Origin of the sequence: Shewanella sp. SR1 (assembly GCF_020447145.1) — a bacterium.
Lineage (GTDB): Bacteria > Pseudomonadota > Gammaproteobacteria > Enterobacterales > Shewanellaceae > Shewanella > Shewanella baltica.
In genome coordinates this window covers 19289-44415 of record NZ_JAJAEF010000005.1, presented here as the reverse complement: position 1 = coordinate 44415, position 25127 = coordinate 19289, and the positions used below count along the sequence as shown (strand labels likewise).

The 25127-nt window shown below is 43.5% G+C and carries 16 protein-coding genes; 8 read left to right on the top strand and 8 right to left on the bottom strand.

The annotated features are described in order from the left end of the window. Positions 1-57: 57 nt before the first annotated feature. Positions 58-780 (bottom strand): YebC/PmpR family DNA-binding transcriptional regulator, encoded by a 723-nt coding sequence (locus tag KV201_RS06000; protein WP_006085103.1) that lies wholly within the window; start codon positions 778-780, stop codon positions 58-60. Between the two features lie 402 nt (positions 781-1182). On the opposite strand from KV201_RS06000, the gene KV201_RS05995 reads away from it, so the two are divergent. Both KV201_RS05995 and KV201_RS05990 read left to right on the top strand, forming a co-directional pair. After that, a complete protein-coding gene (locus KV201_RS05995; protein ID WP_226058813.1) occupies positions 1183-2751 on the top strand; it encodes a methyl-accepting chemotaxis protein in 1569 nt (522 codons plus the stop codon). 334 nt (positions 2752-3085) lie between these two features. Then, positions 3086-3310 (top strand): TIGR02922 family protein, encoded by a 225-nt coding sequence (locus KV201_RS05990; protein ID WP_006080825.1) that lies wholly within the window; start codon positions 3086-3088, stop codon positions 3308-3310. A 407-nt stretch (positions 3311-3717) separates the two neighbouring features. Here the strand turns inward: KV201_RS05990 and KV201_RS05985 are convergent, their stop codons facing one another. Then, positions 3718-4299: a TetR/AcrR family transcriptional regulator gene (locus KV201_RS05985; RefSeq protein WP_107948574.1), complete on the bottom strand. Its 582-nt coding sequence runs from the start codon at positions 4297-4299 to the stop codon at positions 3718-3720. 133 nt (positions 4300-4432) lie between these two features. On the opposite strand from KV201_RS05985, the gene KV201_RS05980 reads away from it, so the two are divergent. After that, positions 4433-5500 (top strand): alkene reductase, encoded by a 1068-nt coding sequence (locus tag KV201_RS05980; RefSeq protein WP_226058812.1) that lies wholly within the window; start codon positions 4433-4435, stop codon positions 5498-5500. A gap of 74 nt (positions 5501-5574) precedes the next feature. On the opposite strand, the gene KV201_RS05975 is transcribed toward KV201_RS05980, so the two are convergent. Then, entirely contained in the window at positions 5575-7992 is a 2418-nt protein-coding gene (locus KV201_RS05975; protein ID WP_226058811.1) for a Lon protease family protein, read from the bottom strand. A 534-nt stretch (positions 7993-8526) separates the two neighbouring features. Between KV201_RS05975 and KV201_RS05970 the strand changes: the two genes are divergently transcribed. The 5 genes from KV201_RS05970 (at position 8527) to KV201_RS05950 (ending at position 16114) form a co-directional block, all read left to right on the top strand. Continuing rightward, positions 8527-11265 (top strand): bifunctional diguanylate cyclase/phosphodiesterase, encoded by a 2739-nt coding sequence (locus KV201_RS05970; protein ID WP_226058810.1) that lies wholly within the window; start codon positions 8527-8529, stop codon positions 11263-11265. A 155-nt stretch (positions 11266-11420) separates the two neighbouring features. Next, positions 11421-12659: a DEAD/DEAH box helicase gene (locus KV201_RS05965; RefSeq protein ID WP_226058809.1), complete on the top strand. Its 1239-nt coding sequence runs from the start codon at positions 11421-11423 to the stop codon at positions 12657-12659. Between the two features lie 278 nt (positions 12660-12937). Continuing rightward, entirely contained in the window at positions 12938-14173 is a 1236-nt protein-coding gene (locus tag KV201_RS05960) for an integrase domain-containing protein (RefSeq protein WP_226058808.1), read from the top strand. Beyond that, positions 14167-14922 (top strand): hypothetical protein, encoded by a 756-nt coding sequence (locus KV201_RS05955; RefSeq protein ID WP_226058807.1) that lies wholly within the window; start codon positions 14167-14169, stop codon positions 14920-14922. The genes KV201_RS05960 and KV201_RS05955 overlap by 7 nt, the downstream gene beginning before the upstream one ends. 706 nt (positions 14923-15628) lie before the next feature. Further along, entirely contained in the window at positions 15629-16114 is a 486-nt protein-coding gene (locus KV201_RS05950) for an inovirus-type Gp2 protein (protein WP_226058806.1), read from the top strand. Between the two features lie 490 nt (positions 16115-16604). On the opposite strand, the gene KV201_RS05945 is transcribed toward KV201_RS05950, so the two are convergent. Genes KV201_RS05945 through KV201_RS05925 form a run of 5 tightly spaced genes read right to left on the bottom strand, consistent with a single transcriptional unit; the run spans position 16605 to position 25106 of the window. Beyond that, entirely contained in the window at positions 16605-16835 is a 231-nt protein-coding gene (locus KV201_RS05945; RefSeq protein ID WP_226058805.1) for a hypothetical protein, read from the bottom strand. 46 nt (positions 16836-16881) lie between these two features. Then, the gene (locus tag KV201_RS05940) at positions 16882-19509 is read right to left on the bottom strand and encodes a nuclease domain-containing protein (RefSeq protein WP_226058804.1); all 2628 of its coding nucleotides are present in this window, start codon (positions 19507-19509) and stop codon (positions 16882-16884) included. Positions 19510-19512: 3 nt separating this feature from the next. Continuing rightward, on the bottom strand, positions 19513-21756 hold the full coding sequence (locus tag KV201_RS05935; protein WP_226058803.1) for an McrB family protein: 2244 nt from the start codon (positions 21754-21756) through the stop codon (positions 19513-19515). Positions 21757-21759: 3 nt separating this feature from the next. Further along, entirely contained in the window at positions 21760-23604 is a 1845-nt protein-coding gene (locus KV201_RS05930; RefSeq protein ID WP_226058802.1) for a restriction endonuclease subunit S, read from the bottom strand. Beyond that, the gene (locus KV201_RS05925; RefSeq protein WP_226058801.1) at positions 23604-25106 is read right to left on the bottom strand and encodes a type I restriction-modification system subunit M; all 1503 of its coding nucleotides are present in this window, start codon (positions 25104-25106) and stop codon (positions 23604-23606) included. Before KV201_RS05925 ends, KV201_RS05930 begins: the two co-directional genes overlap by 1 nt. Positions 25107-25127: the final 21 nt, after the last annotated feature.

Here is a 25127-nt window from a genome sequence, read left to right as displayed (position 1 = left end):
ACCTATAAACAAAAAACGCAGCCTAGGGCTGCGTTTTATTTCAGGCGAAAGCAGTGTTTAGTCTTCAATTTCCGCATTGTGATAGACGTTTTGTACGTCGTCACAATCTTCTAAAGCGGCGATAAACTTTTCAAACATAGCCACATCTTCACCTTCAACCTTAGTCATGTCCTGCGGTACGAAGGTGATGTTGTCGAATTCGAAGTTAACCTCTGGCATTGCTTCGGTCAGTGCAGTTTTAACTTTAAAGTATTCAGTGTGCGGCGCATAAACTGTGATTAAGCCATCTTCCAGCTCAACATCGCTCACATCAACGTCAGCCATCATCAGCAGTTCTAAAATCGCATCTTCGTCATCACCGGCAAACACGAACACGGCTTGATGATCAAACATGTGGCCAACTGTACCTGGGCCGCCGAGTTTGGCATCGTTTTTCACGAAGGCTTGACGCACTTCGGTGAAGGTACGTTTTACGTTATCGGTTAAGCAGTCAACAATGACCATGCAGTTGCCAGGACCAAAACCTTCGTAACGGGCGGTATCGTAATCTTCACCACCGCCGCCTTTGGCTTTTTCAATTGCGCGTTCAATAACATGCGCAGGCACTTGGTCTTTCTTAGCGCGTTCAATCAAGCGACGCAGTGATAAGTTTCCATCGGGCTCAACGCCGCCTTGTTTAGCGACAACGTAAATCTCTTTACCGTAGCGTGAATAAATGCGGGTTTTTTGACCGGCTGTTTTCGCCATGGATTCTTTCTTGTTTTGATATGCTCTGCCCATCTTGATCTCGTTAGCTCAAAAAAATTGCGCCGATATTAGCAGTTTTCTTGGCATAAGTGCAGTCGTCCATGTGGGATTTATTACCGAGAAGGCGACGGGGCACGCATTTCAGGGCAAAGTTGGGTTTTTCAGGTAGGGTAATCTTGAGGATGGACTAAGACTAAATCACGCGAAATTAATACTAATGTCTAATGCCATACACACGTGAGACTGTTGATGATAGTTAACTGCTACTTTGTTTATCTAGCTTATTCAGAGAAATAGACTAAAACTATAAATCTTGAGCGCTATCATAGTTAGCCCTTCTGAGTCAGCTGTAATTGATTGCAGCTGAACGAGGGCGAATGATTCGACTCTTAGCATTTCCGTTTCATTTTTACCTTGCGCACTTACGGGAAGTATATGGAAATACAGCACAAAGTTTTAATTTTTATCAGTTTCACGCTAGTCACTCTGGGGAGTTTATTGCTTGCGGGACTGCATCTTCCGAGCATTGTGCAGGCGTTGATCTTGGGCGCAATCACCTCTGGCTTAGTGGTGTGGGTGTGTTTGCGCTCAACTAAGGCCAAGCTCGACACCGATGAGGCAAATGCTAAGGCATTAAAAGATCAAAGCCTTCCAGCCCATGATATCAGTGTGCAAACCAGTAAAATTGCTATCGGTTCGGCTGAAGTGTCGCATTTTATTGATTTACTGAATAAATCCATTGAATCAAATGGCGAGCATGCCAGTGCCATTGCGGTTGCCGCGGGGCAATTGAGTCACACTACGGCCCAACTTGGCGATAATGCCGCCGATATTTTAGGTCAGGCACAAGAGGCCGAGCGCGTTAGCGTGCAGGGGCGCAGCCAAGCCCAAAAAGGTGTGGCGGCTATTCGCTCACTGAGTACGGATATTGATACAGCCGCCGAGCAAGTACAGGCGCTTAAGTCGCGAGCCGAAGAAATCCAAAAAATCACTGAAGTGATTAACTCCGTTGCCGAACAAACGAATCTGTTGGCGTTAAATGCGGCCATCGAAGCGGCTCGTGCGGGAGAGCAGGGCCGAGGTTTTGCGGTTGTCGCAGACGAAGTTCGCAGTCTTGCGGGTAAAACCGCAGGTGCGACCCAAGATATCGGCAAGATGCTATTAGAAATCCGCAGCGAAACCGATAAAACCTCTGGGCTGATGGAAAGGGTCGTAACGCAAACCGCCGATGTGGTCGCGGCTATGGGCGAGTTAGACGCGCACTTCACTGAGATTTCGGCCTCTGTGACTCAATCGGCCCATGCGTTAGGTGATATGGAAGATTCCCTCAAACAATATAACAACACCACTAACGACATTAGCCGCTCTGTGACTCAAATACGTGATTCGTTAAATTCGACGGGTAAACAGAGTCATAGCGTATCAGAGCAGGCCTTTACTCTATCCTTGACGACCGAGGGCATTTTTAAAGCGCTGTCTAAATGGGATACACAAACCTTCGATCAGCAGGTTTTGCAATTGGCCAATGTGGCCGCTAAAGCGTGCGGTGACAAGTTGGCACAAGGTTTAGCTAGCGGCAGTTTTAGCGAGGCGGATTTGTTTAATCCTAAATATCAACCGATTGCCAATACTCAGCCGCAAAAATACAGCACAGCTTTCGATCGTTATACCGATCAGCATTTTCCAACGATTCAAGAACCCATTCTGGCAAAACATAGCGAAATTATTTATGCGGGAGCTGTTGATAAAAAAGGTTATTTTCCGACCCATAATAAACGCTTTAGCCAAGCGCTGACGGGCAAGGTCGAAGTCGATATGGTGCATAATCGAACCAAACGCTTGTTTAATGATCCGACGGGGATCCGCTGCGGCGCCCATACAGAACCTGTATTACTGCAAACCTACAAACGGGATACGGGCGAAGTGATGCATGACTTGTCTGTGCCCATTTTTGTGAATGGTAAACATTGGGGCGGATTTAGAGTGGGATTTAAGGCTAAGTAAATAATAGATAATCAAATTTAGGTTATTTACTCTAAAACATGCATAAAAACGCACCTTGTCATGTGTTGTACTTGTGATCCGTGGTGGGTAATTGATTAACATAATAGAAATAGATTGGCATCTTTTTGCTGAAGTGCTTAAATAGCTCAAGGTGTACAGTTTGATACAGTTCTGCACGCCATAATAAGAATATTAAAGATTGAATTAGACCTTAATTAGTTGATTTAAAAATGGTTAAAATATCTTCGGGGATATTTTAAGATGTAGAGGACAAGGAGCTCTCTTGCGACGTAAATATAACGCAGCAGACGCTGCTTAATGTGAGTTAAATGTGATGCAAGCAAATCAAGCGACTGTTACTGTTTTATATTATGACGCGCCCGTAGGGTTAATTATGCACAATTCTGTGCTAGCTAATTTGCCTGTGAGTGAAGCGGGGCGTGTGATGATACCGGCAAGTTTTCGTAAGGGAAAATCGATCATTGCCGTACTTGAAGGTGAATGTAAGATACTGAACTCATTGGGCGAGCGGGTATTTGCTCAGGCTAATATAGGTTAAAATTAGCTTATAATTTCAAAGGTTAGAATTTCAAAAGGTTAGCATTTCAATAGATTAACATGTCAAAAAATAGTCATCCTTGGGACGCATAATCGCCTTGTTGAATTAGCGGCCCGACTTTCTTTGCAATACTTCTTTTAATCTTTTTTATAATGTACAGAACGTATTTACTGCGCTTTATCGGCCTGAATTTAAGGAGATAGTGACGCTTATATCGACTTGAATAACACCACCTTCCATAGCATCACACCCAATAATTCGACTCTCAATAACTCGACATTCAACAATATCTGAGCAATGGACACCAATACTGCGGCATCTCGCCAAACACTATTTGTCTAGATACTATCTACACTCTGTCGATTTTAGTCGCCTAGGTATTCGTCATTGAACAGATTAAAACGCTTTTAATGGCAGACTTCAGTCAGCAATCGATCAGCAAGATGTTGAAGGGTTTCGGCATTTGGATGGGTGTGAGCGAAGGTTCTTAAACCATAAATTCCCATCATAAAATATTGGGCTCTTTGCTCGTCGCTGCGATGACCTTCTAGCAGTCCTTGCTCGGCTGCGCTGGTAAACTGCTGCGTTAGCGCTTGTTGCCAAGATTGCAGATACTGATTGATGATATCTCTAATCTCAACATCTTGCTCAGCCACTTCATTTAATGCCTTCGTTAATAAACAAGCTTGGGCGCTATCACAACTTAGGCATTCGGCAACAATATGATCTAAATAAGTTTTTAAGTTCGTTAGTACATTTTCGCTATTAACGAACAGGCTGTTGAACTGCGCATTTCTGTCGAGTTGATATTGCTCAATGGCCGCGATTAGTAATCCGCGTTTATTGGTGAAGGCACAGTAAATCGACCCCGGATGTAATCCCGTGGCTTGAGTTAGATCTTGCATGCTTGTTTTGGTGTAACCCTTGTGCATGAAGGCGGCCATCGCGCCGCGAAGTACCTGTTCTCGGTCGAACTCTGCATTACGCATCGAATTTAATTCACTTGTATAGAAACGCTTAGGCCGAATTCTACCTAATTTTGAACGAACATTCAAAAATTAACTTGAATGATCGTTCAAATAATAATATCTTGAATGCATATTCAAGAATGGGACTGAGAAAATGACCACACAAACCACGCCAAATTCCTTGGCAAATCTGTTCGAAACCTACTCGCTTAATGACACTATTACCTTAAACAATCGTTTCTTAATGGCACCTTTGACCCGTTGTATGGCCGATGCCGACTTAGTGCCGACCGATGACATGGTTGCCTATTATGCACGCCGCGCCGAAGCGGGTTTGATCATCACAGAGGCGACCATTATTCGTCCCGATGCCCAAGGTTATCCAAATACCCCTGGTATTTTTACTCAAGCGCAAATTGCTGGCTGGCGCAAAGTGACCGATGCAGTACATGCCAATGGCGGTAAGATTTTTGTGCAGTTATGGCATACGGGCCGTGTTGCTCATCCACACTTTTTCGGTGGTGGCGATGTGCTTGCTGCATCAGCACAGAAGATTGAAGGCAGCGTGCCAAGAATGCGTGAGCTAACTTATGTCACGCCAAAACCAGCCACACTCGAGGATATTCAAGGCCTAGTGCGTGATTACGCCAAAGCGGCGGAAAATGCCATTGAAGCTGGCTTTGATGGTGTTGAAATCCACGGTGCAAATGGTTATTTAATTGATACTTTCTTACACCATGACAGCAATCGCCGCACCGATGAATACGGTGGCACTCCAGCTAATATGTCCCGCTTTGCGCTTGAAGTTGTCGACGCTGTTGTGGCTCGTATCGGCAAAGACAGAACTGGTCTACGGATTTCTCCAGGGGCTTATTTCAATATGGCGGCAGATAGCCGTGACCGCGAAGTGTTCGATTATTTCTTACCTGAGTTAGAGTCGCGCGATATCGCCTTTGTGCATATTGGGATTTTCGATGACAGTATGGAATTCGACTATCTTGGCGGCAGAGCTTCAAGCTATGTGCGCGCACACTATGGCAAAACCTTAGTGGGAGTGGGAAGCTACAGCGCTGAAACGGCCAGTGAAGCGATTGCAGCGAATAAGTTCGATTTGATTGCTATCGGTCGTCCATTCATTGCTAACCCTGACTATATTGCTCGCGTGCGTGATGGCGTTGAACTTGTACCTTACAGCGACGAAATGCTAGCAAGCTTAGTGTAATTTCACTTAATAGCTGAATAAAGAAAGGGTTAGCATTGGCTAACCCTTTTTGTTTGTCTTTCTCGCGTTTTTATTTAATCTGCTTTAACTAAGGATCTAAGTGCGGTGAGCTTTTGCTGGGCGATGCCGAAAATGCTCTCGGGAGAATATTGCCCTTGGCTAGGCGTGGCCGTTTGCGACAAACTGCCTGCGGTTTTACCAAGCAGCAACTCCATGGCTTGAGTCACATGGGTAATGGCCCAAATGTGGAACTCACCTTGCGCTACTGCATCGACAATGTCTTTACGTAGCATAAGGTTAGCCATGTTCGAAGCAGGAATAATCACCCCTTGATCTGACGTACGGCCTTTAATTTTGCAGACATCAAAGAAGCCTTCAATTTTCTCATTCACACCGCCAATGGGCTGAGCCTCACCAAACTGGTTCATCGAACCTGTAATGGCAATATCTTGCCTTAGTGCTTGCTCGCTAATGGCCGAGATAATGGCGCAACATTCGGCCATTGAGGCGCTATCGCCGTCCACGCCGCTGTAAGATTGCTCGAAGGTGAGGTAAGTGGTGAGCGGGATTTGCGCTGTTTTACCTAACACTGAGGCTAAATAAGCGGTTAAGATCAACACGCCCTTAGAGTGAATTCGCCCCCCTAGTTTGACTCTGTGTTCGATATCCATCACTTCACCCTTACCAAAGGCAGTGGTTGCTGTGATGCGATTGGGCATACCAAACTGATGATCAGAGGTCGAGATGACGGATAAGGCATTGATTTGCCCAACCACTTTGCCCTGAGTGCTAATCAAGGTGGTGCCGTTGGTAAAGCTCTGCATTATGTTGTCATGCAGACGCGAGACCCTTTGTTCTTGATTTCGCAGTGCTTGCTCAACGTGCGGCACTAAAATTTGCTGACTGCCTGCCGATTTAGCGCAGTAGTTTGATTCCCGCAGCAGGTTGGCAATATTGGCCGAGTGTAGCGACAGTTTTTGCTGATCTTCGGCTTCCCGCGAGCTGTATTCGATGATGCGCGCTATGGCGGCGCGATCGCAGTGCAGCATGTTGTTGTCGTGGACTATGCTCGAAATAAAGCGGGCATAGTGCGCCTCAGAGGCGGCGGTTCTGTCCATCACATCTTCAAAATCGGCGGTAACGCGAAATAGCTCGCTAAAGTCAGGATCATAGTGCTGAAGCAGCTGATAGGTTTCATGATCGCCAAAAAGAATAATTTTCACATCTAATGGGATAGGCTCGGGCGCCAAGGAAATCGTACCCGATAGAGACACTTCCCGTTCGAGTGAGCTTAAATCCAGTTTGCGTGAACGCAGGGCGCGCTTTAGTCCGTCCCACACATAAGGGCGCTCTAATACTTTAACGGCATCCATCAATAACACGCCGCCATTCGCCTTGTGCAGGCTGCCGGGACGGATAAGCGAGAAGTCGGTGAACACTGTGCCTCTAAATGTGGCGTTCTCCACATAGCCAAATAGGCTGTGATAACTCGGGCTTTCTTCAACGACTATGGGGAATTTTTGAGTGCCTTGGCCGACCAAAACGTTAACTTGGTAGCGACGGGGCATTTTCTTTTCTAGGGAAGCGTAGGCTAGGCCCAATTGTTCTTCGCTTTCTTCTAAGAAAATATCCAGATTATCTAAGATATCCGCCTGCATACCGGTTAAGAAAGTGCGCGCTTCTGGCTGATGCTTGAACTTATCTTTAAGTGGCTTAATAAAATGGATTAATACTTCTTTGGCGACTTGCTCGTCATGCTCTTGCTGCTTGTCGCTAAATTCTTCTTCCCATTCTGTGATTTGGCGAATAATCCCGCGCAGTTTGACTTCTAGGCCATTGATATTGCTTTCAAATTGGCTGCGTTCAGCATCTGTCAAGGCTTCGAATGAGGCTTCGTCGTGAGGCTCTTCACCATTGAGGGCTAACATTTGATAGTCGCCCTGCATAGTCAAGCTGAGGCTGATGCCTTTTTGTTTTGCTTCTTCGGTTAATTCTGTGAGTGCGACTTCTTGTTTCTGCGATAGCTGGCTTTTGAGCTTTTCTGTGCGGGCATAATACATTTCATTATCAAAGGCTAAAGGTAAAGCTTTGACAAGTTTTAGCATTAACTTTTCGACGGCTTTTTTAAATTCAAGCCCAGTCCCCGCGCTCAGTTTGAGCACTTTAGGGCAACGGGTATCATCGAAATTAACCACGTAACACCAGTCGTACAGCGTATGATCGCTTGGCTCATGGCGGCTTAAATAACGCAGCATCATAGTGCGTTTGCCAAGGCCGTTCTGGCCGATGGCGTAGATGTTATAACCCTTTTCTTTAATCCCCATCGCAAACTCTACCGCTTGCTGGGCACGTTCTTGGCCGACAATATCATCAAGTGGAGTGAGCTCGGCTGTGGACTGGCAATCTGTGCTTAATTGGTCGAGTTCGCAAATGCGATACAGTTGTTTACTGTCGAGTAGGGGGGCTTGGCTTGATACGACGTCAGTGGGCATAAATATCCTTGGTTTTTCAGCCTTATTATTTCCATTGTAGACAATAAGATAGCATTTTTGTCAATCAAAACTCTGTTATTGCTGATTTATGCCTTTAGGGATAGTTATCTGCTGCTAATAAAGTGCTGTAGCACTGCGGTAAGGCTTAATCGGTTAAGTCTAACTAATTGTTACGCAATAAACTTATCCCAATACTGACTCGAAAATTTTGTGCTAAAGTAGCAAAGTCTATGTCAGCAGTGCTTAACTGTGTAAGGACACGTTGAGTCTTCTAGAAAGAGTCGGCTAGAAACATCCCTCTAACCTTGATGGTTTGACCTCTCCAGCCTTAAAAGGTGGTTATGATGAGGACGGTTTGCGATCTAAGACTCGCGCCAATTGAGATGTAGTGGATTGATGTTAAAAGTAAAATTTTATGAAGTTTTACCCCTTGGTTAACGCTTTCCCTCTGGGGCTAATGTGAGCATGCGTTTGGGGTCTTACGGTATTCTCGCCGTGGGTCGATTGAGTAGTAACTAAGTATTAGTTGGCAAGATGATGATAGATGTACCTATTTCGCAGCAAGAGCTGGATAACTGGTTGAGGGACGTAAACTTAGTCGCCGAGATATCAAACAGTAAAGCAATATTAATAGCATGGGATGCTGCGGGTGAACTTAGCAGTATGTTAAGTTCAGATTCTGCGGCTGAAAGCGAAATACAGGCAATACTCTGTCAGTTAAGTGGCAATCATTCGGCGAAAACCCTACCTAGTGCAACATTATCAGCGGCGACATCATCAATAGCCACACAGTCAAAAGTTGTTCCTTCAAATACGACATCGACACTCTCCTCCAATACGTTTGAAACTTCCGTTGATGCTCAGTTAGCTCAAGAACAGTTGATTAGCCCAAACGAGTCGATTTCGGTATTACCGCGATTAGGCCACCATCAAATCACCTCCTTATTATCTGTGTCAGAGTTAACTGAGCTGGTCAGTCAGTCGCAATTGATCATAGATACTCGGCAGCACTCAGATTGGCGCACTTGTAGCGCAATCGGCAGTGTGATTTGTTTATCCCTCGCTTGGCCATCTGGGGCAAATTTTGGCTTTTTATGTTTTTATCACAACGAGGCGCTCGGCGTAGATTCGAAAACGCTGCAGCTGGCAAAGCTTATCAGCGATAGCATTCAACGCCAGTTAGGCGAGATATTGAGCCAACACAGTGCGGCTGAAGCATTAAGCCGAGGTACGCCAAGGTGTGTCGATACGGTCGATTTACAAACATTTATTGATAGTTTTGAAGAACATATTTGGATGAAAAATGCCGCAGGCATTTACACACTCTGTAATCGCAGCGTCGAGAAAGCATGGGAAATGTCCCGCAGTGAGATTGTCGGTAAATCCGATGTCGAACTCTTTGGTGAAGATATTGCGGATATTTTCCTAGAGGGGGATAGGCTCGCTATCGAGTCTGGTATGCCAATTATTGTCGCTGAGTGTTTAGACGGCAATGAAGCTAAAAATCATCTTTGGTTAGAAACGCTCAAACTCCCAACCTTAAATACCCAAGGTGAGTTTGTGGGCGTTATCGGTATGACTCGCAATATTTCCAAGCATAAAGCGGTTGAAGAACAACTGACACTGGCGACCAATGTGTTTAAAAACTCGGTCGAAGGCGTGGTTGTGACCGACAGACACGGCAATATCACCGACGTTAACGGCGCATTTTTTGAGATCACAGGTTATGTGAGGGAAGAGCTGCTAGGTCAGAATCCACGGATTTTTAGCTCTGGTCGCCATGATAAAGCATTCTTCGACAAACTGTGGAATGCCCTGTTAGCTAACGGTAAGTGGAACGGTGAGATTTGGAATCGGCGTAAAAACGGCACTATTTTCCCGCAAAATATCACCATAAGTACGATTTATGACGAAGTCGGTGATGTGCGTTATTTTGTCGCTGTGTTTGCCGATATTTCTGCCCAAAAAGAGAATGAAGCGCAACTCACGCACTTAGCGTATTTCGACCCGCTAACGCATTTGCCTAATCGCATGAAGTTTATGATGCAGCTCAAACAAGAAGTACGGCAAGCTAAGCGGCTGAATTTGCAGTTAGCGGCTGTGATGATAGATGTCGATTTGTTTAAGCATATCAACGACAGTTTTGGCCATAGCATAGGTGATGAAATGCTGGTTGAACTTGCCAAGCGTTTACGCAGCCAAGTAGGCGATCAGGATGTGTTATCGCGGATTGGTGGCGATGAGTTTGTGGCGTTAATTTCGGGGATTGATAATAGCGAAGATGCCACGGTTGCCATTAATCAATTACGCCAAGTGTTTGAACAACCTTTTATTGTGAGCACGGGCGACCACTTGCGTTTGACCGCGAGCATGGGCGTGTCTTTGTATCCAAGTGATGGAGCCGATGCGGACACTTTACTGCGTAACGCCGATGCGGCCATGTATCGCGCCAAAAATGATGGCCGCAATAATTATGCTTTTTATACTGAGTCCTTAACGCAACAGTCTTTTGAACATCTTAAGCTGCAAAGTGCCCTCTATGGCGCGATTGAGCAAAATGCCTTGTACTTGATGTACCAGCCAAAACTCGACTTAGTGTCTCGAAAAACCGTGGGATTTGAAGCGCTGCTGCGTTGGCACGATCCTCAACTGGGTTTAATTTCGCCCGCGATATTTATACCCGTGGCTGAAAAAATTGGTCTTATCCATGAGATAGGTTTATGGGTGCTAGAAACCGCCTGTCGTCAGGGCATGCGTTGGCTTAGTGAAGGCAAACACTTTGGCCGCATTGCGGTGAACGTGGCCGGACAACAGTTACAGCGCAGCTCCTTTGTGGATGATGTAAAACGTGTCTTAGCTGAAACTGGCTTGCCCGCCAAACACTTAGAGCTTGAAGTGACCGAAAGTGTGATGATGCAAAATCCCGATCTTGCTATCCGTGACTTAAAGTTACTTGGCGATCTGGGCATCGAATTATCTGTCGATGACTTTGGAACCGGTTATTCATCGCTGAATTATTTGAAAAAACTACCCATCCATAAGCTGAAGATTGACCAATCCTTCGTGCGGGATATTCCCTTCGACACTAACAATACTGCGATTGCTAAAGCTGTGATTGCGCTTGGACATGCGTTGAAGCTCGACATTATCGCCGAAGGAGTGGAAACCAAAGAACAAGCCGATTTTCTGCAACAAAATCAGTGCGATCAAGCCCAAGGTTATCTCTTTAGTCGTCCGCAACTACCAGAAGATCTCGACGCATTTCTATCGTGATGCTGGCGTATTGCGAGACTGACTTATGGTAAGGCTAACTATCCTGAAATTAATTTAGTTTCACCCGATAGAACCACAGGGCTAGCGCTATGGCGCTAGTCGCTTGGGGTTGTGTCTGCTAAAATTCTGGCCATTATTTTCAGTGGTTAACCGCAATGTCTTTTAGTGTCTTATCCTTAAACTCCACGTTAGTGAATACCTTAGCGAGTCTTGGCTATGAGTCGCCAACGCCTATCCAGCTAGAAGCGATCCCTGCCATCTTGGCGAAACGGGATGTGATGGCTGGCGCCCAAACGGGTACAGGCAAAACCGCGGCGTTCGCCTTGCCAATCTTGCATCATTTGTTGGCATCCAGCCCTTTGCAAGAGTTAACAACAGTGAGACCCGTACGCGCATTAGTCTTAGTGCCGACACGTGAACTGGCAGTGCAGGTACAACAGAGTTTTGTTAAGTACGCTAAAGGGACAGATATCCGTGTCGGTATCGCCTACGGCGGCGTGAGTATCGATGCGCAGGTTGCCGTGTTTAATACAGGGATAGATGTGTTAATCGCAACACCGGGTCGCTTACTCGACCACCTCAGACAAGGCGCATTGAGTCTTAAACAATTGAGCGTGCTTGTGTTTGATGAAGCCGACCGTATGCTCGACATGGGCTTTATGGATGAAATTCAAGCCGTGCTCAAGCAAGTGCCGAGTGACAGACAAACGCTGTTATTTTCTGCCACCTTAGATGCCGCCATCTTTAGCTTAAGTAAAACCTTACTGCGTGATCCCAAGTTGATTGAAGTAGCCAAGCGCAACACGACCGCTGCCGAAATTGAACAAGTGGTTTATGCCGTCGATGCCGACCGTAAAACCGAACTCGTTAGCCATCTGGTGCGCAGTAAAAACTGGCATCAAGTGCTGATTTTTAGCCGCACTAAGCAAGGCGTCGACAAACTGGTTCAGCAACTCAATAAAGCCGATATTATTACTCAGGCGTTTCACGGTGACTTATCCCAAGGTGCGCGCGAGAAGGTCTTGCAGGAATTTAAACAAGGCAAAATTCAAGTGCTGGTAGCCACGGATGTTGCTGCCCGAGGCCTAGATATCGTCGAGCTCAAGTATGTGATTAACTTTGAGCTGCCTTTTATCGCCGAAGATTATATTCATCGTATTGGCCGCACAGGTCGAGCGGGCAGTGCAGGGCTTGCCATCACCCTCTTTAGCCAAGAGGACGCCCTATTACTGGAAGAAGTCGAAGTTGTATTAGACAAGCGTTTACCACAGCAATGGTTACCCGGCTTTGAACCCGACTTTAATAAAATGGACACCGAACCAAGACGTAACGGCAAAGCGGCCCAAAAACAACGTGCCAAAAAGCGCGCTCTGGGCGGGAAGGGGAAAAGGTAGTTTTTTAGGTGCGGCGTCTGAACGGCTGAATATAATAAATTTTAGATCAAGTGGTTACGTGATTCATTTATCGACGCCAGTTCAGTTCCCGCCGCCTCCACCAAATAAAGAAACGAAGACGTCTTAGGACGTCTTTTTTTCTGCCTTAAATAATAGAAAATCAATAAGTTACAAGATTTACTTGTAGTAATTCGTCTTTTTTCATCCATTAACATCCGCTTGCAATAGATACACCTAGAGCTACACTGATTAAAACTTGCTCTAATCGGTGTACCCAAATGGCAAAAAGAACGAAGCAGATTAGCGATACCGAAATCCGCGCCGCCAAACCCAGAGAAAAAGAGTACAACCTGTTTGATGGCTTAGGACTCCGCTTAAGAATAAAACCCAATGGATCTAAACTGTGGTTACTCAACTACACCCGTCCAAAAGATAAGAAGCGGTCAAACCTGAGCCTCGGTAGCTACCCCGAAATATCACTTGCCAAAGCTCGAGCTTTGGTTTTAGAAGCTAGATCCTTACTTGCCGAGAATATCGACCCTAAACTTCACCGGGATCAAACCGCTGCAGCTGAGGCCGCATTGACAATTAACACCTTCGAAAAGGTTGCAACTGACTGGTTTGAAATTAAACGGGATAGCATTACTGCTGAACATGCGGCCAAAAGCTGGAGTTCACTTGAACTCCATATCCTCCCCTATTTAGGAAAAACACCCATCGGGCACGTTACTGCTCCAATGGTCATTAAAATCTTCCGGCCTATTGAGGCCAAAGGCACGCTAGAAACGGTTAAACGCCTATCACAACGCATAAACGAAATCATGATTTTTGCAGTCAACACAGGCTTAATCCATGCTAATCCCTTATCTGGAATAAAGGCTGCGTTCAAGAAACCAAAAAAGCAAAACATGGCGGCAATGCCACCAGCAGAGCTCCCTGAGCTTATGCGAACAATTGCCAATGCAAGTATTCGACGAACAACACGATTTTTAATCGAGTGGCAATTACACACCATGACTCGACCAAACGAAGCTGCTGCAGCGCGGTGGGATGAAATTGATATTAACGAGCGCCTCTGGGTTATCCCTGCTGAGCGAATGAAAATGAGCCGTGAGCATATTATCCCGCTCTCGGATGAATGCCTCGCTATATTAACTGCCCTTAAACTCATCAGTGGCAATCGTGAATATCTTTTCCCTGCTGATAGAGATCCTAAAACCCACTGCAATGTGCAAACAGCCAATGCGGCATTAAAGCGTATGGGGTTACAGGACAGAACGACCGCCCATGGCCTACGTTCATTAGCCAGCACGACATTAAACGAACAAGGATTTGATTGGGATGTGGTGGAAGCGGCGCTTGCCCATACTGACCGTAATCAGGTTCGCAGTGCCTATAATCGCGCCAAGTACCTTGAACGGCGTAAAGAAATGATGGACTGGTGGAGCAAACATATTGTTAAAGCTGCTATATCGAATGCCAGTTTAGCTATATCTCAGGAGGAGCCATGGTAGACAGGAGCATACTTAGAACGACCAATATTGTTCAACATGATCGAAAAAACCTGCACCAATATGGTTTTAGTGATCCCGAGATAGACAGACTTCGTCAGTGGGTCATGTCCAGCCCATGGGAAATCAATGAAGTTAACGCAGCATATGAAAAACTGACTGAGATTAAGGAAAGTATCGATGCAATTAAGAAGAATTTATCATTATTAACGGCAACAACTCCCGCCTTAACACTAGAACTAAACCATTTAAATAAACAACTTAACCTTAATTCTTCCCCTAGTCTTATCGAAAGTTTTTCGTTTATGGACGCTAGTCAAACACCAGACCCCAAACAAGCCGAGCAACAATTAATAAACGGGCTTAGTAGCCTTGAATCGACCATCAATCACCATTTGCAAACATGCCAAGCCCCAATGCTGATCCAATATAATCAGACCCTAATGGAAATAAAGGAAACGACGGGGAAAGAGCGACTATTACTGGGATTGCGTGGAGTTTGGGCGCAAAAGCATCCCGAAGATTTAGCTGATGCAAGCGCTAATTTTATTAACTTTATCGCAATTTTATTTATGAGTTCCGATAGCCGTAATGCAGAAGTCACTAACACTGACACTTGTAAGAGATGGTGGAATCATGTTCGAAGCCTTGAATTAAAAAATGCGAAGCGATTGCGCTTTCCCATCATCAGCCTCATCGATGAGCAAGAAAATAAGACCTATTTAGCATCTACACCAAAACCCCACGACTAAACTAGCCAAACTCAATGCAAGTACAAAACTGCAATTTTTCAATGCAGTTTTGTACCAGACCTCTAATTAACTTCTCGGCATCATGACTCCGAAGTCATTCAACAACATCCATTACGGGGTTAATTATGTCAGAAGTTAAAAGAATCGTTCGTAAGCCCGAAGCCAAAACAATGCTTGGGATTAGCCACAGCACCTTACATGAACGTATCAATGCCGGGTTAATACCGCCCCCCCTTTCGTTTATCGGGTCGTGCAGTAGGTTGGTACGAGTATGAAATCCAATATATTCTCGCGGCCCTTGCCGCTGAAGAATCGGATGCTGAACTCGCATTGGTAGTAAATAGCCTGCTGAAACAACGTAAAGAAGCCTGGGCTGCATTAAGGCGCTAACAATTTAGTCCAATGACGCTTCAGACAAGGACGTCTAGCGCTCATTATCGGACGAGTTCGGTTGGTGTCGATATTTTCGATGGGTTTTTAACCCCCAAAATACAAACACAGTAAACACCTAAACACCACAGAAAACGCCACTCGGGAAGTTAATACACATGATTGAACTATCGGGGATATTAATAATATCTCTCTCCCCCCATACCCCACTTGCCGAAATAATATTGGACAACAACCAATGCATATAACCCATGCGGATTTTTTTCACTATGCAGGACAAGATTGGAAAATCAATAACAAAGGCTCAGGATGTTATTTGAACATTCTCAATTCACTGTTCAAACTAATTATTAGCTATCAGCAGCAACACTATCGGCTACTCGCCATTCGATACGATTTACATCAAGCCAGCAGCGTTGATAGCAACAAACGCATGACGGTATTTTTTAGACGTTTGAACAAACAACTCAATGCAAAGTACCAAGGCATCGATATGCGCTATGCCTGGGTCAGAGAACAAGCCACAGCAAATGCTCCGCACTATCACATTTTATTGTTACTCAATGGACAAGTCGTGCGACACCCTCATAAAGTCTCGTTAATTTGTCAGAGGATATGGCAAGAAATGAGCGGTAGTATTTTCTTTCCAGAAAATCTGTACTACTTGGTATCACGAAGCGATCAACGCAGACTAGCCCAGTTAATCTATCGGGTAAGCTATTTCGCCAAAGGGAAAGATAAAGAAAATCGACCAGAACAAACCAAAAGCTTTGGTTGCTCTCGGTGCGAGCTAAAAAATTAAGTAATAGAATGCGGTCTGCCAAGTACGTCAAGCACACGTCAAGCACACGTCAAGCACACGTCAAGCACACGTCAAGCACACGTCAAGCACACGTCAAGCACACGTCAAGCACACGTCAAGCACACGTCAAGCACACGTCAAGCACGGCAGAGTAACAGGTGTTACCAACAATGCAAAACTGATCCACTTCAACAATTGAATTCTGATCCACTTGTTTTCACTATTGTGCCCCTTCAAAGCCCCTTCAAAGCCCCTTCAAAGCCCCTTCAAAGCCCCTTCAGGTTGAAGAAAGGCAATCTCTAATTGCAATCAATGATTGAATAGCCTCCCGCACATCTCAACACGCTGAAAAACAAACGCAAACCTGCGCGGATGCTTGCGCGCATAGACTTAACTAGACTACAACCAATCCACTCAATTGTGAAAAAATGCAAAACTGGGCTAAGTGCCGTCAAAAAACGGGTACGCAGCAGACCAAGCCTTTGTATCTTCAGAAAGGAATGTCATCATCAAAATTATCATCGAAAGCTGGTGGGGCAACTTTTGTTATCACAGGTTGATTAAGCTCAGTAAATTGCTCTTTAACCTTAATGGTCTCATGTCTAAACTGACTTTCAACTTTAAACCGATCCCCTTCTCTAACAACCTTTGAACCTGGGTTATTTCTGGCATAAACACCGGCTTCTTTAAAAGTATTAAAATATTGAATGTTCGTTTGCATAGTTACCACTTCTCATTGTTATATGTCGACTTTCTTGCGATGGTCATTACCAAGCCCCCCACTCACCGCATTTTGGGGATTTCATATTAAAAGGCTCTATTGCACGAGCCGAATGATAACTCCAATAAAGTCCATTCTTGATTAAGCGGGTATCAGTAGTTCTGCAATGATTAAATATTTGGTACTGCTCGCATTCCATACACTTAGTCCATACTGAACGTGGAGTTCTTTCAACCCATTCGCCTTGACTGTTTTTATATGCATTTGTTTTATCTATTATTTCTACGTGAGCCGAACCGCATCTAATACAGATAGGCACCGCTACTGTTTTGTCATTTGTGTTTAATCTCGTATTTGAATCTTCGAGTTTGTATTGTAAAAAGAGTCCTATTAGCCTTTGTAGTTCATCATTATAAAGCTCTCTATCAATAGGGTTTAAAAGGATGCCGCCATAACAATGATTAGGATAAAGCTCCTCACTTTCTTCAATATTTATATTAACTTCACCTAAATAACTGTACTTCCCCCAAGACTGGGAGGTAACCCTAGCTGGTAAAGCGTTAAAACAGGGGTGGATTAGAAAAACTGGATTTTGGTCATTTTCACTATAATTTTTATCATAGTATAAATGCTTAATTACATTGATTAAGCCACCAAAGCGCTCAAATGTACCTCTGTTATAAAATTTTGCATCCATAACAAAACGCTTATGGTTTGCTTTGGTATTGTTTATATCTTTTTCAGTAAACCAGATGAGATCCAATACAAAATCAGGTCTCTTCCCGTGATCTAATGTTTTTTCATAAGTAAGCTTAATAAAACGTTTAGCATCTTGATTGGTAAGCAAGAGTTCGATGTCGGTCTTGTTTGTTTTAACAGCTTCAATTAACAGGTACTTCCAATTGTCTTGCAGGGTAAATCTAAATGATTCTTTTAGTATTTTTATAATTTGAAGTAGGCACCAGCGTTCATAAAGTATCGGCATATTTACTAGCCCAATTGCATCAATCTCTTCGAGACTAAGTAACAACTCTTCATCTGCTAAATTAGTAACGTCACAAAGAGTCTTATAGCCGTTATGAACACCTTGATAATGTGGGTTTTGGACAAAAGTCATCGAGTTTGGAAAGTGTGATGAAGGCTTTACCTGTAGTTTTTTAAAAGCTTTAATCAGTTTGTCCAGCTGGCGTAGCTTAGGTGCTACTTTTTCGTAAACATACTCAGACATAGTTTGATTTTGTTCATAAAAACCAATTCGATTACGTAAAGATGCCTTTTCTTTTTCTTGCTCTTCAATTTCTGAGCCTGTCAGTTTTTTCTGCCAGCTTTGCTCACTTAGTTTTTTGCCTAATAGCTTTTCCTTATTAAAAGCTAGGCGAGCGTTCAGCATCGACTCAGAGCCAATTAACTTGATAGATTTAATCGAATTTAAATTGAATATATTTAATCTTTCGGTGCTGTAAAGATGATTTTGGCAGATAATTTGCAAAATCATACCGTGCTGTAACACAGATAGTAGAGGTGCATAACTTTCATTATGCCTAAATGAGATAATTGAGTATTTCCCATCCACATCCCCCCAGACACTTCCGTCCCACACTTTGATAAAAAAGCCATCCCCATCTTTTGTTAAGCTTTCTATTCGAATAAAAAATTCTTCAAATTGTCCATGTTCGCTAAATTGAATACCGCTATTGTCGAGTTTATTTGTAAAAAGCTTTTGCCAATAGTCTATATGGCACTGCTCTGCAAGCTTTTTAAGATCATTAACGACAAGCTCTCTTTCCACTAGAACACTATCACTAAAATTATTATGCTGATTTTCTAGTTTAGTTACTGTGTCTTTATAACGCTCGGCTTTATTATTAGCTAATATAGTGACTTGTTTTACTATTCGATAGCACCTTTCAAGGGCAAAAAGTACATAGCGGTTTTCAGCGACATTAAATGTTGAATCAGTTGCTCGGCTGGTAAGAAACCGTTGATTGGTTTTGCTCGCTAGCTCCATAAAGGTACGATTAACGGGTTTAACCGCCTTCCTCGGCTTTAACGCCTGTACCTCTCGAAGTTCAGCTTTCGGTGTGATTAAAACTTTTTCAGCATGGGATACCAAATTATTGATGCACTCAATAATTTTATCGTTTACTCCTATCGCATTAGATGTTTTGGCGTTAGCTTGAACAGCGCTGCTTTCATCTAATATGAGCTCCCATAAATCATTTTTAAAAGAACTCAGATAAGATTCAAGTTGTTCTAGGGTAAAATCGGCACCAGCTATAGCAAGTATGCAGGGTTTCCCTTGCAATGAAAATTTTATGCTCCCGACGATATTTGGAGCAATACTCCGCCATACCTTGCTTTTTTGATCCCATTCATCTGCAACTATCCACCAAGTTCGCCCTGTATCAACATCTTTAATTGGCGTTAAATATTTAACATTGCCGTTAGGCATATCTATGTAGGGCTTGGCTATTTTGTTATTTAAAAAACGTATAGCAAGTTGACCGCGATCTACACCTTTTGCGTTGGGGTAAATAGTGGTTTCACATTCAAATTGACTCTTAGCGTCATCATATTGAATCTGTAAACCACTTATAGACTCAGTAACTTTTGTAAGCGTATTTTTGTCATACCAGATTAGATCAAGATACTTTACTTCAAAATGTGGCTTCATAAATTACGACCAGAAATTCACTACACCATCGTTTGCTTTGGCGTCTCTAACAACGGTTTCTAATGCCTTAACTGCACAAAATACATCACTGTAGTTTTCATGATTTGGAAGTTGTAACTTAAGGCGCTCAGTTAGCACCCTCTCTATCAATTCCAGCTTAGTTTGATCACCAATACTTTTATTACCATCAAAGGTAAATTTAGGTAGTACCTTATGCAGTAAAAAGTTGTTGATGGCTAGCTCGCTATCTGAATTAACATCTTTAAAGAGTGCTAAATAATTTAATCCCTGACGAATAGTGCGCATACCAAACTCAACGCCAATCTTGTGGAAGAATTCTTTATTAAGGTCAACAAAGAGTTCGCAGAACTCATTACTTCGATCAAATTTTGGATAAATTTCACGAATGCCTAACGCTTCTATATCAAGTGATACAGGCTTGCTGACATCATCAAAATCATAGCCCTCTACCTCATCCAAAATGGAGTCCCAGTCAGATAAAAGTGGTGATTCAAATCGCATTATATGGGCACGGTCTAGAATCTTAGGAGACAAATAGTGTGTTGTTTCATCGATGTTGATGGCACCAACGATACGTACGTTTGCAGGCACTTTTATTGTCGAAGGTGTATTAATGATTCCTGCCAGCATACGGCGTATATCACCATGGTATTTTATCAGTGAATCCTTATCGCTAAAGCCAAAAGCACGCTTCATTTCAGCGTTCACGGCTTCATCTTGCATCAGCTTTACGAAGTCGACCAGCCCGTCTTGAGAGTACTTTTCTTTTGCTTCTGAAATGATGGACACCACCGCTTTAAGTTCTGATAACACATGCGCAGATTCATCATCAGAATAAAGCTGTATCTCAGGTGTTTTTTCTCGATCTTCTAGCTTCGATAAAAAGTCTGCAAAATAGTACTCAACCCTTGCTAAATTCATCTCATCTAAACAAATAAAGTAGGGGATCTCTGGGTTTTGTTGGGCTTCAATAAGTGCTTCGAGAAATGGTGTTGCAAGGTATTTTTTCTCAAGTGGGTTATAGTAACCAAGCAGATCTTCGGAACTGGTCCAGTTCGGCTTTACTGGAATAATTTTAGATACACCGCCAACGGCTTTGGCAAACGACTGCACCAAATTAGTCTTACCTGAGCCTGAGTCACCAGCAAGAATGATAAGATCGTTTGAGCGAATAAGCGTAAGGTAGTTCTCAATGACATGCCTCGGATACAGTATCCCTTGTTCTTTAAGAAAGGCCTGAATATAAGAAACTGCCAGCTTGTAGTCTCCTTTAAGAACTTCATCAAAGCTAACCATTTGCGTAGTGTCACGCTCTTTTACTGCATCAAAGATAAAGCTATCGAAATCGTCTTCATCGATGAACTCAAAGTCCTTAAGAAAAAGAGCTTTTTCAGCAATATAAGATTTTAGTTTTTCAATTTTTTTGGCCATTTCCAACTGTATCTCTTTGTATTGAACTTTAAGGAATTTGAGTTCAGTTTGACGTTGACTAAGCTCTGAGTTTAACTTTTGGGTATTAAGCTTAAGTGAGTTTTCTTTCTTCTCTAATTCAGTTAACGATATGTTAACCTTCGCTAACTCGAGTTCCATACGTTGCTTATTGCTATTGTGTTCATCAATAAGCTTATTGATAGCCTGTAATTTCTCAGCTTCTAAGGTCGCAATTGACTCCGCATTTTTACTCGTTATGTTGCTTAATTCCTTTTGAAGTTTCCGTTCAGTATCTTCAAATTGTTGTTGTAAGCTTGCTATATGAAAGTCATGGATAGACTTAACGATATAGCTAGTTTCTTCACCTTCAATTAGTTGTGATTTATCAAAGGCAATAGGTAGGGCTTGTAGCACTTCTGCTGAGCCAATCTTTATCGATAGTTCAAAGGGGTTGTTATGTTTCTGCCGCTCTTTCAAAGGGGAAAGCTCTAACTCACACTTAACCCAAACGCTTGGCTTTGTACTTAAAAGTGACTTGGCATAGTCATATGGAGCGTAGACTCCTGATTCAATTCCGTGTCTAAGGTTTATCGGATACTTTATGGTTTGATTGTTTGTTATCAATCTCACCTTATATAAATTAATAAACTTACTAGTTTGAGGGTCAACTAGCTCCCCCCAAACCTCAATTTTTCCATTAGTAATTCCCCAGCTTTCATACAACTTCTTATACAGTTCATCGTCTGAAAGGTCCTTGACGACATCAAAACTATAGATAATGTCTGCGTTGCTCATTGATTATATAGCCTGTTCGACGATGGCGTCGGTGAGGTGAAGTTGGGTGGTTTGAGCGTCGGTTAAATGGGCTTTGAGCTGGTCGCAAAGTGCCATGAGTTCATCGACTTTAGTGACGATGCGTTGTTGTTCTTCGAGTGGTGGAAGTGAATGAATATAGTTATTTAACTTTGCCCCAACGAAATGCTTTATGGTTGCACCAGTAAAGTACTCATCTAATACTCCACTTCCGGCATCTACGGTTAAACAAAGTTGCAAATACTTACTCATAACGCAGCCGAATGGCCTAGCTCTATGAATAGCCTTCTGAAAATAAATTTCCATGTCAGGATCTGACCAAATTGCACATCGACCAGGTTCTCCCCCCTCACAAATTAATAAATCGCCGACTTGAACACGAAACTCATCTAACTCAGAATCTTCAAATTTCATTAATTTGACATCATCTAGTGCAAACTTGTGCCATTGAACATTTGTATTTCTTAAATATGGCAGTGGTTTTCCTGAGTTTTTGGCTTTATCAAGCATCTTACCAAGCCGAGTTATAGCAATATTTCCAAATCTTACCCACTCCCAACCTTCAGGCAATTCAAACGGTTTTTCTTCATCGGTGATGGCGGGTAGTGGTTTCTGCTTTTTGATTTTACCGTCTTTGATTAGTTGAGCTTTTTCGGCTGCTATGCGTTCTAGTAGCTTGGCGGCGGGTTCGTCGTTTTCATCTTGTTCTACCAACTTACCCATCACGGCGAGTTGCAGGATGGTTTGTTTTAGGGTATCGATGCTGGCTTCTGTAGTGAATAGCGTGTCGAAGTATTCAGCGACACGTTGCCAGCTTTGTGCAAAACTTTCTGCCACACTCGGTATCAGCGCAGGCTCAGCGCAGGCTGATTCGCTATCTGCTGGCTGGGTAGTGTTAGGCAGTAACAATGCATTCAGCAGAGTTTCGACTAAAGTTTGGTGTGCCGAAATGCTCGCTTCGGTTTGCGCTTCAAGGGCATCACACAAGCTCATCAACTCATCGACTTTAGCCACGATGCGGAGTTGTTCTTCGATTGGGGGGATAGCAATAGGCATCAATGACAACTGACCTAAATAAATGCCCTTCTGTGCAGTGCCTTTACCATACTCATCATAGTAGTTTAAGCAAAGTGGTGAAATAAACTGGTTACAAAGAAACTCTGGATTTAAGCTTGTTTGAATAACTGCAACACTACGTTGAAGCACAAACTTTGGTGCATTTTGGGGCACAACTGCCGACCGACCAATTGAACCAACGATAGTAAGTAGTATATCTTTAGGCTCTATTTGAGTCCTTGAGTCTTCCTTTATAAAATTCGGTTCATCAACATAACGGGACGGATTTTCGAAATCTATTCTTCCATAGTTCACATTTTGCCCGCTTAACATTGGGTAGCCTTCGCCATTATCTCTAGCAGGGTTATGTGAACCATCAGTCAATTTATAGGATAGAGCACCTAGTCGCCTCCACTCCCATCCATCAGGCAATTCAAACGGCTTTTCTTCTTCACTAATCTCAGGCAAAGCTTTCGGCTTTTTAATCTTCTTGTCTTTGACCAATTGTGCTTTTTCAGCAGCAATGCGTTTAAGCAATACTGACGCAGGCTTGTCATTCTCATCTTGTGGAACAAGTTTACCGCGCACGGCGAGTTCTAAAATCAGTTCACGCAGTTTTTTAATGCCATACAAGGTAAATTTATTTGAGGTGCCACGCCCTGCTGAGGACTTTTGCTCAATGGCGGTCGTCCAAATATCAATGTTCTGGGTGATTAAGCTCTGTGCGGTTTGCTCAGATTGACCATCATGGCTAGGTGTTGATAAATAGGCCATTACTTGTCCTCACCACTTGCTACTGAAGGTGACGCTAACGCGGCTGACAAGATACCCTTTAGTTGATCGCGCAGTGCTTGAATATCTGCTTGTTGCTTGGCGTAATCGCTTAGTAGCTCTTGTGGGTCATGGCTGATGACTTCGCCAACATGGGGGTTTTTAATGTCGAGGTTGTAGTTACGCGAGATGATGTCATCGATGGAGACTTTCCAGGCTTGCTCGTTTTCTACCCGTGATGCAAAACCATCGGACTCATTGCCCCACCATGCAAGTTCTGTCTCGAACTCTTCAAACTTCATTGGCTTGGTTTTATTGTAGTTTTTTACCCCTGCTGGGTATGGATGCTCGTAAAACCACACGTCTTTGGTTGGCGTGCCTTTGGTGAAGAATAAAATATTGGTTTTAATGCCAGTGTAGGGGTTAAACACGCCATTAGGTAAACGCACTATGGTGTGGAGGTTACATTCGTCCATTAACATCTTTTTGATTTTGGTTTTAACACCTTCACCAAACAAGGTGCCATCTGGCAATACCACGGCGGCTCGACCGCCCTCTTTTCCGGCTGAAGGCTCTGCTAACACCTCTATAATCAGCTGTAAAAATAAGTCAGCGGTTTCGCGGGTTTGAAACTCAGCTGGAAAGTTTTTTTCAATGCCGTCTTCTTCGGTGCCACCAAAGGGTGGATTGGTGATGATAACGTCAACTTGCTCGTCCCAACTTGAAAGCGGCTTGTTTAAGGTGTTGCCGTGCTTAATTTGCACTGGCACCTCAATGCCGTGAAGCATCATATTGGTGGTACACAACAAATGCGGTAACTGCTTTTTTTCAACCCCATGAATTTGTTGTTGCAGGGTTTGATGGTCGTCGGCAGTTTTAACGTAATTGGCTTTAACGTGATCGAAGGCGCAAGCTAAAAAGCCGCCGGTACCGCAAGCTGGATCCATTATCGACTCACCCAGTTTTGGGTCGGTGACTGCAACAATAAACTTGGTAATGGCACGCGGAGTATAGAACTCACCAGCATTACCCGCGCTTTGTAAGTCTTTTAATATTTGCTCGTATAAGTCACCAAACAAATGACGCTCGTTTGAGTCGGTAAAATCAATTTCGTTAAGCTTGTTAATCACCTGACGCAATAGCGTGCCGTTTTTCATGTAGTTAAAGGCATCTGAAAAGGCTTCTTTTACCACATAGCCGCGGGGGTTTTTATCAATAGGTGCGGTGAGGTTTTTAAGCTGTGGGAATAGCTCGTCGTTAACAAATTCCAGTAGCTCATCGCCAGTAATACCTTGATTATCTGCCGCCCAATTACGCCATAAAAACGCTTCAGGGATTGGCTCACGGTAATCGTCTAGTTCAAGCTCTAACTCTTGTTCTTGGGCATCAAACACTTTTAAAAACAGTAACCAAGACATTTGCCCTAATCGCTGGGCGTCGCCATCGACACCGGCATCTTTACGCATAATATCTTGGATGGATTTAATGGCTGAACTGATAGACATAGTATTCTCGTTTAATTAATA

Coding starts and splice junctions, on each gene's coding strand:
- KV201_RS05960 (WP_226058808.1), top strand. CDS start 12,938: ATGGCAAAAAGAACGAAGCAGATTAGCGATACCGAAATCCGCGCCGCC.
- KV201_RS05990 (WP_006080825.1), top strand. CDS start 3,086: ATGCAAGCAAATCAAGCGACTGTTACTGTTTTATATTATGACGCGCCC.
- KV201_RS05955 (WP_226058807.1), top strand. CDS start 14,167: ATGGTAGACAGGAGCATACTTAGAACGACCAATATTGTTCAACATGAT.
- KV201_RS05980 (WP_226058812.1), top strand. CDS start 4,433: ATGACCACACAAACCACGCCAAATTCCTTGGCAAATCTGTTCGAAACC.
- KV201_RS05925 (WP_226058801.1), bottom strand. CDS start 25,106: ATGTCTATCAGTTCAGCCATTAAATCCATCCAAGATATTATGCGTAAA.
- KV201_RS05985 (WP_107948574.1), bottom strand. CDS start 4,299: ATGCGTAATGCAGAGTTCGACCGAGAACAGGTACTTCGCGGCGCGATG.
- KV201_RS05995 (WP_226058813.1), top strand. CDS start 1,183: ATGGAAATACAGCACAAAGTTTTAATTTTTATCAGTTTCACGCTAGTC.
- KV201_RS05975 (WP_226058811.1), bottom strand. CDS start 7,992: ATGCCCACTGACGTCGTATCAAGCCAAGCCCCCCTACTCGACAGTAAA.
- KV201_RS05935 (WP_226058803.1), bottom strand. CDS start 21,756: ATGAGCAACGCAGACATTATCTATAGTTTTGATGTCGTCAAGGACCTT.
- KV201_RS05965 (WP_226058809.1), top strand. CDS start 11,421: ATGTCTTTTAGTGTCTTATCCTTAAACTCCACGTTAGTGAATACCTTA.
- KV201_RS05940 (WP_226058804.1), bottom strand. CDS start 19,509: ATGAAGCCACATTTTGAAGTAAAGTATCTTGATCTAATCTGGTATGAC.
- KV201_RS05930 (WP_226058802.1), bottom strand. CDS start 23,604: ATGGCCTATTTATCAACACCTAGCCATGATGGTCAATCTGAGCAAACC.
- KV201_RS05970 (WP_226058810.1), top strand. CDS start 8,527: ATGATGATAGATGTACCTATTTCGCAGCAAGAGCTGGATAACTGGTTG.
- KV201_RS06000 (WP_006085103.1), bottom strand. CDS start 780: ATGGGCAGAGCATATCAAAACAAGAAAGAATCCATGGCGAAAACAGCC.
- KV201_RS05945 (WP_226058805.1), bottom strand. CDS start 16,835: ATGCAAACGAACATTCAATATTTTAATACTTTTAAAGAAGCCGGTGTT.